The 12,475-nt window shown below is 52.4% G+C and carries 12 protein-coding genes; 7 read left to right on the forward strand and 5 right to left on the reverse strand.

The window, feature by feature from the left end; genetic code table 11:
- Positions 1–36: 36 nt before the first annotated feature.
- Together rdgB and DBY90_RS04935 are read right to left on the reverse strand one after the other, a co-directional pair.
- The gene (gene rdgB / locus DBY90_RS04930) at positions 37–630 is read right to left on the reverse strand and encodes an RdgB/HAM1 family non-canonical purine NTP pyrophosphatase (RefSeq protein ID WP_070492250.1); all 594 of its coding nucleotides are present in this window, start codon (positions 628–630) and stop codon (positions 37–39) included.
- A 9-nt stretch (positions 631–639) separates the two neighbouring features.
- Entirely contained in the window at positions 640–870 is a 231-nt protein-coding gene (locus tag DBY90_RS04935) for an NGO_0222 family membrane protein (RefSeq protein ID WP_070492246.1), read from the reverse strand.
- Positions 871–1,155: 285 nt separating this feature from the next.
- Between DBY90_RS04935 and DBY90_RS04940 the strand changes: the two genes are divergently transcribed.
- The 3 genes from DBY90_RS04940 to DBY90_RS04950 are packed head-to-tail and all read left to right on the forward strand — an operon-like array spanning position 1,156 to position 3,290.
- Positions 1,156–2,133, forward strand: coding sequence for a DNA polymerase III subunit delta' (locus DBY90_RS04940; protein WP_070492343.1), 978 nt, complete (start codon positions 1,156–1,158; stop codon positions 2,131–2,133).
- 19 nt (positions 2,134–2,152) lie between these two features.
- On the forward strand, positions 2,153–2,509 hold the full coding sequence (locus DBY90_RS04945; protein ID WP_003760734.1) for a PilZ domain-containing protein: 357 nt from the start codon (positions 2,153–2,155) through the stop codon (positions 2,507–2,509).
- A gap of 4 nt (positions 2,510–2,513) precedes the next feature.
- Complete coding sequence (locus DBY90_RS04950) at positions 2,514–3,290, forward strand: TatD family hydrolase (protein WP_070492243.1); 777 nt, start codon at positions 2,514–2,516, stop codon at positions 3,288–3,290.
- A gap of 71 nt (positions 3,291–3,361) precedes the next feature.
- Here DBY90_RS04950 and DBY90_RS04955 read toward each other — a convergent pair whose 3' ends face one another.
- Complete coding sequence (locus DBY90_RS04955) at positions 3,362–3,973, reverse strand: CNP1-like family protein (protein ID WP_070492341.1); 612 nt, start codon at positions 3,971–3,973, stop codon at positions 3,362–3,364.
- A 108-nt stretch (positions 3,974–4,081) separates the two neighbouring features.
- Here DBY90_RS04955 and DBY90_RS04960 point away from each other — a divergent pair, with 108 nt between their 5' ends.
- From DBY90_RS04960 to pyrC, 3 genes are all read left to right on the forward strand, one after another.
- Positions 4,082–4,306: a sulfurtransferase TusA family protein gene (locus DBY90_RS04960; protein WP_009311572.1), complete on the forward strand. Its 225-nt coding sequence runs from the start codon at positions 4,082–4,084 to the stop codon at positions 4,304–4,306.
- Positions 4,307–4,319: 13 nt separating this feature from the next.
- Positions 4,320–4,922, forward strand: coding sequence for an NMCC_0638 family (lipo)protein (locus tag DBY90_RS04965; protein ID WP_070492239.1), 603 nt, complete (start codon positions 4,320–4,322; stop codon positions 4,920–4,922).
- 70 nt (positions 4,923–4,992) lie between these two features.
- Positions 4,993–6,027 (forward strand): dihydroorotase, encoded by a 1,035-nt coding sequence (gene pyrC / locus DBY90_RS04970; RefSeq protein WP_107986621.1) that lies wholly within the window; start codon positions 4,993–4,995, stop codon positions 6,025–6,027.
- Positions 6,028–6,448: 421 nt separating this feature from the next.
- Here pyrC and DBY90_RS04980 read toward each other — a convergent pair whose 3' ends face one another.
- Both DBY90_RS04980 and purL read right to left on the reverse strand, forming a co-directional pair.
- Positions 6,449–7,234, reverse strand: a complete 786-nt coding sequence (locus DBY90_RS04980) for an HNH endonuclease (RefSeq protein WP_081094539.1) — start codon at positions 7,232–7,234, stop codon at positions 6,449–6,451.
- A 297-nt stretch (positions 7,235–7,531) separates the two neighbouring features.
- On the reverse strand, positions 7,532–11,458 hold the full coding sequence (purL, locus tag DBY90_RS04985) for a phosphoribosylformylglycinamidine synthase (protein WP_060975104.1): 3,927 nt from the start codon (positions 11,456–11,458) through the stop codon (positions 7,532–7,534).
- A 556-nt stretch (positions 11,459–12,014) separates the two neighbouring features.
- On the opposite strand from purL, the gene DBY90_RS04995 reads away from it, so the two are divergent.
- Positions 12,015–12,353, forward strand: coding sequence for a P-II family nitrogen regulator (locus DBY90_RS04995; RefSeq protein WP_016687995.1), 339 nt, complete (start codon positions 12,015–12,017; stop codon positions 12,351–12,353).
- The last annotated feature ends 122 nt before the right edge of the window (positions 12,354–12,475 follow it).

Consider the following 12,475-nt stretch of genomic DNA (forward strand, 5'->3'; position numbering starts at 1 on the left):
AAATTTTTTCAGACGACCTGTTATTAATTTATAAATTTATAAGGCTTCAATTTTTTTCAACAATTCCCGCAACGCCTGTCCCCTGTGGCTTTCGGCGTTTTTGATTTCGGGGTCAAGCTCGGCGGCGGTGCAGTTGTGTTCGGGCAGGTAGAAATGCGGGTCGTAGCCGAAGCCGTTGGTTCCTGTGGCTTCTGTCTGCCATTGTCCGCGCCAGATGCCTTCGGCGATGATGGGCTGCGGGTCGTTTTCGTGGCGGACGAGGACGAGGACGCAGACGTAGTGGCAGCTTTTGTCGGCTTTGTCGGAGAGGTCGTCTGAAAGGCGTTTGTTGTTGGCGGTATCGGATTTGGGGTTTGCTCCGGCATAGCGGGCGGAGAGGACGCCGGGTGCGCCGTTTAAGGCGGTGGCGCAGATGCCGGAGTCGTCGGCGAGCGCGGGCAGGCCGCTGTGTTTGGCGGCATGGCGGGCTTTGGCGAGCGCGTTCTCGACAAAGGTGTGGTACGGCTCGGGGCATTCGGGCGTGTCGAACTGGGATTGCGGCAGGACTTCGATGTTCAAATCGGCGAAGAGGCGGGTAAATTCTTTGAGTTTGCCTGCATTGCCGCTGGCGAGGACGATTTTGTCGAACATGGGATTTCCTTAACGGGGTTCGGTTTGTTGCGAGCGCATGATTTGGGTGCGGGCTTTGTGGCGGATGTAGAGGGCGAGGCTGCCGATTTGGGCGAAGACGGTGCCGAATGCGAACAGGAAGGCGGCGACGGCGAATTGTTTGCTTTGGATGGAAAGCAGGTAGCCGCCGAGCATGATGAGTGCGATGAAAATCAGGGTGAACAGGGCGGTCAGCAGCAGGTAGGTTTTTTGTCGGTTCATGATTGGAAGGGTGAAGGTGAATGAGGCGGATTATAGCTCAGGCTGTTGTTTGAAATCTGAAAAAAAGTATGTGTGGATTTTGTTGTGATACACATTTTGTCAGGCAAACTGTGTGAACAGCCTGTGTATAAATCGGTTTGACGATTGATATACAGGCAAAAAATCATGTTGCTTAAAAATGATGCACATCCGGCAAGGTCGTCTGAAACGGAAGCCGCTTTTCAGACGACCTCTAACATTTCCCTGTATAATCACGCTTTTGTTCAAACGCTTGTACTTCTCGACATGATTTATCCGTGGCATCAAAATCAGTGGCGGCAGCTTGCCGGTCATTGGGAAAACCGTCCGAACGCTTGGCTGTTTACCGGCAAGGAAAATACCGGCAAAACAGCGTTTGCGCGGTTTGTGGCACAGGCTTTGCTGTGCGAATCGCCTCGGAAAGATCATCAGCCTTGCGGCGTATGCGCTTCGTGTCATTTGTTTTCGCAAAACAGCCATCCCGATTTTTACGAACTTACTCCTGAAATCCCCGAAGATGGTGCGGTCGGGCGAAAATTGTTGCAAATTAAAATCGATGCCGTGCGCGATATTGTGGAAAACATTTATCTGACGGCTGTGCGCGGAGGATTGCGGGTGGTATTGGTGCATCCCGCTGAAAGCATGAACATGCAGGCGGCAAACGGGTTGCTCAAAGCGTTGGAAGAGCCACCGCAACACGTTGTTTTTTTAATGGTTACGCATGCACGCGACAAACTTTTACCGACTATTAAAAGCCGTTGCCGCCAGATGGTTCTGCCCGCACCTTCGCGCGACGAAGCTTTGTCGTATCTTCGTGGAGAGGGTGTGGACGATGCGGAATCTTTACTGGCTTTTCACAGTGGTGCGCCGTTGTTTGCCCATACGCCTGAAATCGATGACTTACGCGAAGAGCTGCTCACTTTGCTTGCCGCGCCGCGCCTGTTGACGATACTCGACTACGCCGCTGCGTTCGACAAACACAAGCAACCGTTGGCAGTATTTATCGATTGGATGCAGAAATGGCTGTTGGATGTCGGCTTGGCGCAACAACAAATGCCGCCGCTTTATTATCCGGATTACGCGCAGGCATTGTCGCAGACGGCTTCTAAAACCGACCCGCGCCGCCTGTTTGCACTGACAGGTCGTCTGAACGCACTCAGCCCTTACGGATACCACACCTTGAGTGTTAAAATGCAGCTTGAGTATCTATTGACTGAATATCTCGAATTTTGGCAAAACAAATAATTAGATAAGGTAAAACAAAATGGTAAACAACAATAAAGACATTCCGGCGAAAATGATGGCGTTGCAGCTCAAAGACCCGACTCTGCTCTACAACTGCTATATGCCGTTTCTCGAACACGGCGGACTTTTCGTTCCGACCGAAGACGTATTTTCATTAGGCGAAGACATCCTGCTTGCCGTTGAAATCGCCGATTACCCCAAACGCTTCCTGCCTACCAAAGTCGTCTGGATCAACCCTGCCCGTACTTCCGCCCACCGCCCTAAAGGCGTCGGACTGGCATTTTCCGAACACGAGAGCTGTCTTCAGGCGAAAACCCTGATTGAAGGCGAGTTGGGACCGAAACTGCGCAGCGACCGCGTTACTTTCACGCTTTAAAATCATGCATTTAATCGATTCGCACTGCCATCTCAATTTCGAAGGCTTGAGCAACCGCCTGCCTGAAGTGTTCGCCAATATGGAAGAACAAAGCGTTAAGCAGGCGCTTGCCATCAGCGTGAGCAAACAGAGTTTCGCCGAAGTCTTCGACATTGCCCAAGCCAATGAACAGATTTACTGCACCATAGGCGTCCACCCCGACAGCCAAGAAGCCAAAGAATTTACCGTTGCCGAAATGGTTGAAGCGGCAAAACACCCGAAAGTCGTCGGCATAGGCGAAACGGGCTTGGATTATTACTGGTGCAAAGGCGATTTGGCATGGCAGCACCGCCGCTTTGCCGAGCACATCCAAGCCGCCAATGAAAGCGGTTTGCCCGTGATTGTCCACACCCGCGATGCCGCCGCCGATACTTTGGCGATTCTGAAAGAAGGTCAAACCAACTCGGGCGTTATCCACTGCTTCACCGAAGATACCGCTTTTGCCAAAGCCGCTTTGGATTTGGGGCTGTACATTTCCTTCTCCGGCATTGTTACTTTCAAAAATGCCCCGCAAATTCAGGAAGCCGCCAAATATGTCCCTGCGGATAGAATGCTGGTTGAAACCGATGCCCCGTTTCTCGCCCCTGTTCCCAAACGCGGTAAGCCTAACGAACCTTCCTATGTCCGCTATACCGCCGAGTTTGTGGCGAAACTGCGCGGCGAATCCGTAGAAACGCTTGCTGCTTACACTAGCGACAATTTCTATCGTCTGTTCAATAAAGTACCTGATATCCGTATTTGATTCGAATGGAACAAAGGTCGTCTGAAAATGTTTCAGACGACCTTTTTTGATGTTTGAAACCGTCAAACGGCTTATTTGTCGTGGCGCACCATCTTCGGCGCGTAGCGTCCGGCGCGTTCTTTGAGGCGTTTGGCCAGACCTTCGGTGGTGGTCGGTACGCCGTCGGTACAGAAGGCTTGGTAGAGGACGGCGCGCATCGCGTCGTTTTTGTTGAAGGTCGAGCCTATGGGTTTCCATTCGGCTTTGCGCGGCTCGATCCAGCGGCGGTTGACGGTGTCGCCGTAGCCGAACACTTTATAAGACGAGCGTTTGTCTTTGCCGTATGTGAAGGAAGAGCGGGCGCAGAAGAGACCTTCGACGGTCAGGTTGTCATGGCCTTTGTCGGAACGCACGTTGAGGATGTAGCGGATGCTGCCGTCGGGAGAGGGCATGATTTGTAAGCTGCTGAGAAGGATTTTGGGCTGTTTGCCGTAGTCTTCGCTGACGTAGAGGTCGAACCAGTCGCCGGATTGGGTGTCGGGCAGCGGCGGGAGTGCGGTTTTTTGTTCGGCAAACTCGCGGGCTGCGGCTTCTTCGGGGCTTTCTTTGTAGCGTGTGTTGAAGGGGGTATCTTTTTCGCTGAATCCGGCGGCGTTGACTGCCGTGGTGGCAAGACAGAGGGTCAGGAGGGCGAGACGGCGCATGGTGTGCTCCAAAGTGAAAAATGGCTTTATTTTATGGGTTCGGCGGGGTGGGGTGCAAGTAAGTACGGTATAATTCATGTTAATCCTTTTAACGGAACATCGGAAATTATGAACGCACACACCTTAGACTTAAAGGGGCTCAGATGCCCTTTGCCGATTTTGAAAACCAAAAAAGCGTTGGCGCAAATGGAGGCAGGCGAAGTCCTGACCGTGTTGGCGACCGACGGCGGCGCGCCCGGAGATTTTGAGGCTTTCTGCCGCCAGACCGGGCATGTCTTGCTCGAATCGCGTGAAGAAGACGGCGTGTTCACGCTGGTTGTGAAACACAAATAGAGGTCGTCTGAAAATGGCGAAACGTCCGATTTCAAGGCTTTTGACGCTTGCCGCTTTCTCCGTTTTATTGACGGCGTGCGGCAGGGAGGAAGTGCCGCCCGAGCAGATGGCGGATCGTGCGAACGCGGCGGCGGAATTGTTCCGTCAAGGCTGCGTCGCTTTTGACGGGGCTGCCGATAGAGTGCGCTCTTTTGCCGATAATGAAAAGTTGACGGCTTTGAACGCGGAAGAAATCGGCAGGCTGCCCGCAGGTTTCATCGAGCTGGATGCGCTTGCCGTTTGGAAGAAAACGCAGGACGGCGCGGATTATTATTTGAGCCTGACCGGCGACAGTTGCAGCGTGAAGACGGCGCGTGCGGACGAAACCCTGATACGCAAGCAGTTTATGGTATTGGTGGAAAACCCGCCGAAGGGCTTGAATAGCGAATTGCGCACCGATCAAGCGTCCGAATCGCCGATTCCGATCCGCCAGTTGTCCTACGCGTGGCGAGCTTCGGGCAGCTCGGAAGAAACCTTGCTGACCGTCAAAACCACCCCGTCCGACCAGTTGCCCGTACAGGCGGTGTTTTACCTGACGCATCAGTCCTACAACGGCAAGCCCGTCCTTGTGCAATAGCTTTTTCAGACGAGCTTTAAAGGAACATCAAGGGGTCGTCTGAAACCCAAAAATCTAAAAAGGAACACTCATGCAAACCCTGACCATCATCCGCCCCGACGATATGCACCTGCATCTGCGCGACGGCGACGCGCTCCAAGCCGTTGCCCCCTATACCGCCCGCCAGATGGGTCGCGCCGTCATCATGCCCAACCTCAAGCCGCCCGTCGTCAGCGTTTCCGATGCGCTTGCCTACAAAGCGCGTATCATGGCGGCATTGCCCGAAGGCAGCGCGTTTGAGCCGTTGATGACGCTTTACCTCACCGACCAAGCCACGCCCGAGCTGGTGCGCGAAGCCAAAGCCGCCGGTATCGTCGCCTTCAAACTCTACCCCGCAGGCGCAACGACCAATTCCGATTCCGGCGTAACCGACCTGTTCAAACTCATTCCCGTGTTGGAAGAAATGGCAAAACAGGGCATCCTGTTCCTCGTTCACGGCGAAGTAACCGACTCCGAAATCGACATCTTCGACCGCGAAGCCGCCTTTATCGAGCGCGTGATGAAACCCGTTTTGGCGCAAGTGCCAAATCTTAAAGTCGTGTTCGAACACATCACCACCGCCGAAGCCGCCCGCCTGGTTTTGGAAGCAGGCGACAACGTTGCCGCCTCCGTGACCCCGCAACACCTCCTGCTCAACCGCAACGACCTCTTGGTCGGCGGCGTGCGCCCCCATCATTTCTGCCTGCCCGTACTCAAACGCGAAACCCACCGTCAGGCATTGGTCGCTGCCGTTACCGGCGAGAAGGCGCACAAATTCTTCCTCGGCACCGACTCCGCGCCGCACGCCAAATCCGCCAAAGAAAACGCCTGCGGCTGCGCCGGCATGTTCAGCGCCATGACCGCCATCGAGCTTTACGCCGAAGTGTTTGAAAAAGCAGGCGCGTTGGACAAACTTGAAGCCTTCGCCTCGAAAAACGGCGCAAGGTTCTACGGTATTCCCGAAAACACCGACACGATCACCCTCGTCAAACAAAGCCAAACCGTCCCCGCAAGCGTCCCATACGGCGACGGCGAACTCGTCCCGATGCGCGCGGGCGGCGAGATAGGCTGGACAGTCAAATATTGAGCCGAACCTGATTGAACTGACGTATGAAAATGCCTGCCCGAAAAGGGGCAGGCATTTTGGTTTTATGGTGAATTCAAATGGAAAATACTCAATCATCGTCATTCCCGCGCAGGTGGGAATCTTGAGGTTTGGATTTACAGTAATCTTTAAGTATAGTGGATTAACTTTAAACCAGTACGGCGTTGCCTCGCCTTGCCGTACTATTTGTACTGTCTGCGGCTTCGTCACCTTGTCCTGATTTAAATTTAATCCACTATATTTCTGAAATGCAGAGGTCTGGATTCCCGCCTGCGCGGGAATGACGGTAATTGGTTAGTATTCGTATACAAAAGAACGCAAAAAGGTCGTCTGAAAACAGAAATAGCAGGTTTCGCTAAATCGTTTTCAGACGACCTTAAGTCAACGGACTGTTCAACACTATTTATTCTTCTTTTTGGAAAACGTGGTTGCGGTGATACTCGAAATATTTTTCGCTTTCAGGTTCGATTTTTAATTGCATATCGGGAAAAATCCCAAGCCGCTTTTGATTTTCCAGATCGATTTTCGGACTGATTTTTATCGTACCGTCGGTTTCAAACGTAATCAGACCGCTATCGAATAATGCGTCGATATGGGGTGCGAGCATAAGACCATTGAAGGGATCTAACCTCTCTTCATTATTGCACTTGCTCCAAGGTTTGATATGGCTGGCAATAAGTAAAGACCGAACATCTAGATCTGTCAGTGGACAGCTCGGATACAGTTCGAGTAGTTTTTGCCGGAATCTGCCTTGCCCTTGACGGGCTTTTATTAAGGTTTCGATTTCGGTTCGTTTTTCTGGTTCAATTTCAGATGCTAATTGTTCTTTGAGTTTACCGAGATCTTGTTCCAAAGATTGGGTTGAGTTTATTTGAAAATTTGTTGGTTTGTATAATTCAAATATTCCTCCTTTTTTCCACCATAAAAAGTCTTGGTGCATTGATTCGTGATAATGCTTCCTTGAGTTTGAATTAACACTAAGTACATACAAAGAAGCACGTGTATCATCATTATAGTCAGGAGTAATCTGCCATTGGTTTTTTAGTTCTTCAATCTGTTCATCTACATCTTTTACCTTAAATTGTGTTTTGCCCATATCATGCAGATGTAAGACGATTCTTTTTATAATTTCTATTGTCCCATCAATATGTTCTCCATTGATCCGTGCGGAATATTTTGTTTTTGCCATTTAAGTCTTCCTACCAAAGTTAAGTTTTCTAATTTAATTATTTGAGGTAATGCATTGATTTTCCTATGACCGTCATTCTTGCGCAGGCGGGAATCCAGAAGTTTGGATTTACAGTAATCTTGAAGTATTTCTGAAATGCAGGGGTCTGGATTCCCGCCTGCGCGGGAATGACGGCGGTCGGTTCGGTCTTATACACAAAAGAACATATAAAGGTCGTCTGAAAATAGGTATAGCAGAATCCACTAAATCGTTTTCAGACGACCTTTTCTTTAAAGCCGAATCAAATCAGCCTGCCGGTTAACCCAACGCCTTCCTTGCTCCGGCGAAGAGGCGGTACCAGCCGGACAGTTCCGTCCAGTCTTCCGGTTTCCAGCTCATTTGTGCGGCACGATAGACGCGTTCGGGGTGGGGCATCATGATGGTGACGCGGCCGTCGGCGTTTGTAACGCCGGCGATGCCTTGCGGCGAGCCGTTCGGGTTGAGCGGGTAGGTTTGGGTAACTTGGTTTTGTCCATCGACGTATTGCAGCGCGATGCCGAGGCCGTCTGAAATTTTGCCGCCGTGAAGCGCGAAGTCGGCGCGGCCTTCGCCGTGGCTGACGACGACGGGCAGGCTTGAGCCTTGCATTTCGGCGAGTATCAGCGAAGGCGATTTGGGGACGTGAACCATGCTCAGGCGCGCTTCGAACTGTTCGCTCAGGTTGCGTTTGAACTTCGGCCAGCCTGCCGTGCCGGGGATGATTTCGGCGAGGTTGCTGACCATTTGGCAGCCGTTGCACACGCCCAATGTCAGCGTGTCCGGGTCGGCGAAGAAGGCGGCGAACTGGTCGCGCAAGGCGGGGTGGAACAGGATGGATTTCGCCCAGCCTTCGCCTGCGCCGAGTACGTCGCCGTAGCTGAAGCCCCCGCACGCCGCCAGCATTTTGAAGTCGGCAAGACGGACGCGGCCTGCCATCAGGTCGGACATATGCACGTCGTAGGCATCGAATCCGGCGCGGGTGAACGCGGCGGCCATTTCGATTTGCCCGTTCACGCCCTGTTCGCGCAGGATGGCGATTTTGGGTTTCGCGCCGCTGTTGATAAACGGCGCGGCGATATCTTCGTTCACATCAAACTTCACGTCGGCAAACAATGCACTGCGGTCGTTGTCGCCAATCAGGGCGAACTCGCTGTCTGCGCAAGCGGGGTTGTCGCGCAGGCGTTGGATGGCGTGGCTGGTTTCCTGCCATGCGCGTTGCAGGTCGGTAAGGGATTGATTGAAAATTTCTTCTCCTGCATTGATGACCATATGGCCGCTGTCGGCAAACTCTCCCAAATGGTGCAGCGTGAGATTCAGTTTCTCGCACAAATTAGAAATATATTCGTGGTCGGCAGCGTGAACAGCAATAACGGCTCCTAATTCTTCGTTAAACAGGGTAGTTAGGACAAATTTTTGCCATTCTTGAGGCGAGTAATACTCGTTTTTAACGTTAATATTTTTATCTACCATTGTCAGCAGATCGAGATTCATGCCACGGCGAGAAGCAAATGCCATTTCTGCCAGAGTCACAAACAAACCGCCGTCGCTACGGTCGTGGTAGGCCAGCAACTTATCTTCTTGAACGAGTTGCTGAATTAACTGATAAAACGCTTTCAGACGGCCTGCATCAATATCAGGTGCTTCGCCGCCGCTTCGGTTATACACTTGAGCCAGTGCAGACCCACCCATACGGCACTTGTTGTTGCCTAAGTCAATCATCAGCAGAATAGCGAACGAATTGGCATTGTCTTTTAATACGGGCGTAACGGTTTTGCGCACGTCTTTGACAGGCGCGAACGCGGAAATAATCAGGCTCAACGGCGAAACGACGGATTTTTTCTCTTCGCCGTCCTGCCAAACGGTTTTCATCGACAGGCTGTCTTTGCCCACGGGAATGCTCAAATCCAATGCCTGACAGGCTTTAGAAACCGCTTCGACGGTGCGGTAGAGTTTTTCGTCTTCGCCTTCGTTGCCACACGCCGCCATCCAGTTGGCGGAAAGCTTGATATTGCCGATGTCGCCGATGTTGACCGCCGCGATGTTGGTGATGGCTTCGCCGACGCACATTCTGCCCGAAGCGGGCGCGTCAAACAGGGCGACGGTCGGTTTTTCGCCCATAGACATCGCTTCGCCGCGATAGGTGTTGAAACCCATCATGGTAACGGCGCAGTCGGCTACGGGGGTTTGGTATTTGCCGACCATTTGGTCGCGGTGGGTCATGCCGCCGACGCTGCGGTCGCCGATGGTAATCAGGAAGTTTTTGGCGGCTACAGCGGGCAGGCGCAGAACGCGGTAGGCGGCTTCGGTGATGTCGATATTGCCCGCGTTAAACGGTTTTTCAGACGACCTCACGGTTTTGTCGCTACGCGTGGTTTTGGGCGGTTTGCCGAGCAAGACGTTCAGCGGCAAATCGACGGGATTGTTGGAGAACAAATCGTCGCGTACTTTCAAATGGCCGTCGTCGGTCGCCGTGCCGACTACGGCAAACGGGCAGCGTTCGCGTTCGCAGATGGCGCGGAAGGTGTTCAAATCTTTTTCCAAAATCGACAACACATAACGCTCTTGCGATTCGTTGCACCAGATTTGCAGCGGGTTGAGGCCGTGTTCTTCCAGCGGCACTTCGCGCAGCTTGAATACCGCGCCGCGTCCGGCATCGTTGACGAGTTCGGGGAAGGCGTTGGACAGGCCGCCCGCGCCGACGTCGTGGATGGAGATAATCGGGTTTTTGTCGCCGAGCTGCCAGCAGCGGTCGATCACTTCCTGCGCGCGGCGTTCGATTTCAGGGTTGCCGCGTTGTACGGAATTGAAGTCCAAAGACGCGTCGTTTGTACCGGTATTCATGGATGAAGCCGCGCCGCCGCCCAAGCCGATAAGCATACCCGGGCCGCCCAGTTGAATCAGCAACGCGCCTTCGGGGATTTCGTCTTTATGCGTCTGCTGCGCCTGAATGCTGCCCAAGCCGCCGGCAATCATAATCGGTTTGTGGTAGCCGCGAACCTGACCGTCAAACTTCTCTTCAAAAGTGCGGAAGTAGCCCAAGAGGTTCGGGCGGCCGAATTCGTTGTTGAACGCCGCGCCGCCGATAGGACCTTCAATCATGATGTCCAGCGGCGAGGAAATGTGTTCCGGCTTGCCATAGGCTTGTTCCCAAGGCTGCTCCAAGCCAGGGATATTCAGGTTGGACACGGTAAAGCCGGTCAAGCCCGCTTTCGGACGCGAACCTTTGCCCGTTGCGCCTTCGTCGCGAATTTCGCCGCCCGCGCCCGTCGCCGCGCCTGCAAACGGCGCGATGGCGGTCGGATGGTTGTGCGTTTCCACTTTCATGATGATATGCGTGTCTTCCTCGTGGAAACGGTAGCCCTGGTTTTCCGCCGCATTCGGATAGAAACGCTCGATTTTCGCGCCTTCGATCACGGACGAGTTGTCTTTATAGGCAACGACCGTGCCTTCGGGATGCGCGTCGTGCGTGTCGCGTATCATGCCGAAGAGAGATTTGGGCTGCTTTTCGCCGTTGAGGATGAAATCGGCGTTGAAGATTTTGTGGCGGCAGTGTTCGCTGTTTGCCTGTGCAAACATCATCAGCTCCACATCGGACGGATTGCGCTGCAAAGCCTGATAGTTTTCAACCAGATAATCGATTTCGTCGGCAGAAAGTGCCAAACCCATTTCGGTATTGGCTTTGACCAAAGCCTCTTTACCGCCGCCCAAAACATCGACGCTGGAGAAAGTTTCGGATTCGAGATGGTGGAATAATTTGGAGGCCGTCTCAAAATCGGGCAGCACGGATTCGGTCATGCGGTCGTGTAGCAAAGCCGCCCATTGCTGTTTCTGTTCATCATTCAGACGACCTTCCAGCCATACCGCCATGCCGCGTTCGATTCGTTCGATGCCTTCCAAACCGCAGTTTTCTGCGATATTGGTCGCCTTGGAAGCCCACGGCGAAATCGTACCCAAACGGGGCGTTACCAAAAATAAATGCAAGCCCTCGCGCGCTTCGGGCGTTTCTTTAACGCTTTGCGCCGCCAACAAGGCTTGCAGTTTTTCGACAGTCGCAGCATCCAGTGCTTTCTCGCTGCCGACAAAATACCAAAATTCGCTTTTCAGTTTCACTTCGGGCAGACCGAGTGCGGCTGCTTTTTGCAAGAGTTTTTCAACACGGAAATCGGAAAGGGCGGTAACGCCGCGCAAGGGCAAAACAACAGACATGATTCAGCTCACAAATGCGGTTGGGAAAGGCTGTATTATACGCCGAATGGGTCTGAGTTGCTTGGTAATTTGGGCTAAAATGTTGACAATTTTTCAGACGACCTGCGGCCGGGGGAAATGTAGGGGGTGTCTGAAAATATTAAGGGATAAGGGTTTTATCTGTTTTTCTGATTTTCGTCGGAAGTCGGGTATGTGGAAAATTTCAGGAAGTAGGGGGCAACTGCTTCCGTATGTCCATATATCAAATGGCGCCATTCCCGCGCAGGCGGGAATTTATAGTGGATTAACTTTCAACCAGTACGGCGTTGCCTCGCCTTGCCGTACTATCTGTACTGTCTGCGGCTTCGTCGCCTTGTCCTGATTTAAATTTAATCCACTATAGAAGTTTGGATTTACAGTAGTCTTTAAATATTTCTGAGCAGAGGTTTGAATTCCCGTCTGCGTGGGAATGACGGTTTCCGGTAAGTTTCCGCATCGCCGAGTTTCCGTACCGCTTATCGTTTCCCTGCTGCTTCTGTTATATTTGTTGTTTATTCTTTTCCAATCGGAGTGTGCCATGAAAAAAATCGAAGCCATCATCAAACCCTTCAAACTCGACGACGTACGCGAAGCCCTTACCGAAATCGGTATTACCGGCATGACCGTCAGCGAAGTCAAAGGGTTCGGCCGTCAGAAAGGGCATACGGAAATTTATCGCGGCGCGGAATACGCCGTCGATTTTCTGCCCAAAGTCAAAGTCGAATTGATCATTGCCGATGAAGATGTCGAACGAGTGATTGACGTTATCATCGAAAACGCCCGTTCCGGCAAAATCGGCGACGGCAAAATCTTTGTGCTGCCTGTGGAAGAAGCTATCCGCATCCGTACGGGCGAACGCTCTGAGGCGGCGATTTGACGGTTTTCAGACGACATTGAGGGTGTTTAAGGTCGTCTGAAAGGCTTTCTGGCTGTCCATCAATCGTTGTTTCCAATATAATTCCGTTTTCAAATCCCATACGGAACAGGCCGTCTGTTTTC

This window comes from Neisseria mucosa, from assembly GCF_003044445.1.
GTDB classification, from domain to species: Bacteria; Pseudomonadota; Gammaproteobacteria; order Burkholderiales; family Neisseriaceae; genus Neisseria; species Neisseria mucosa_A.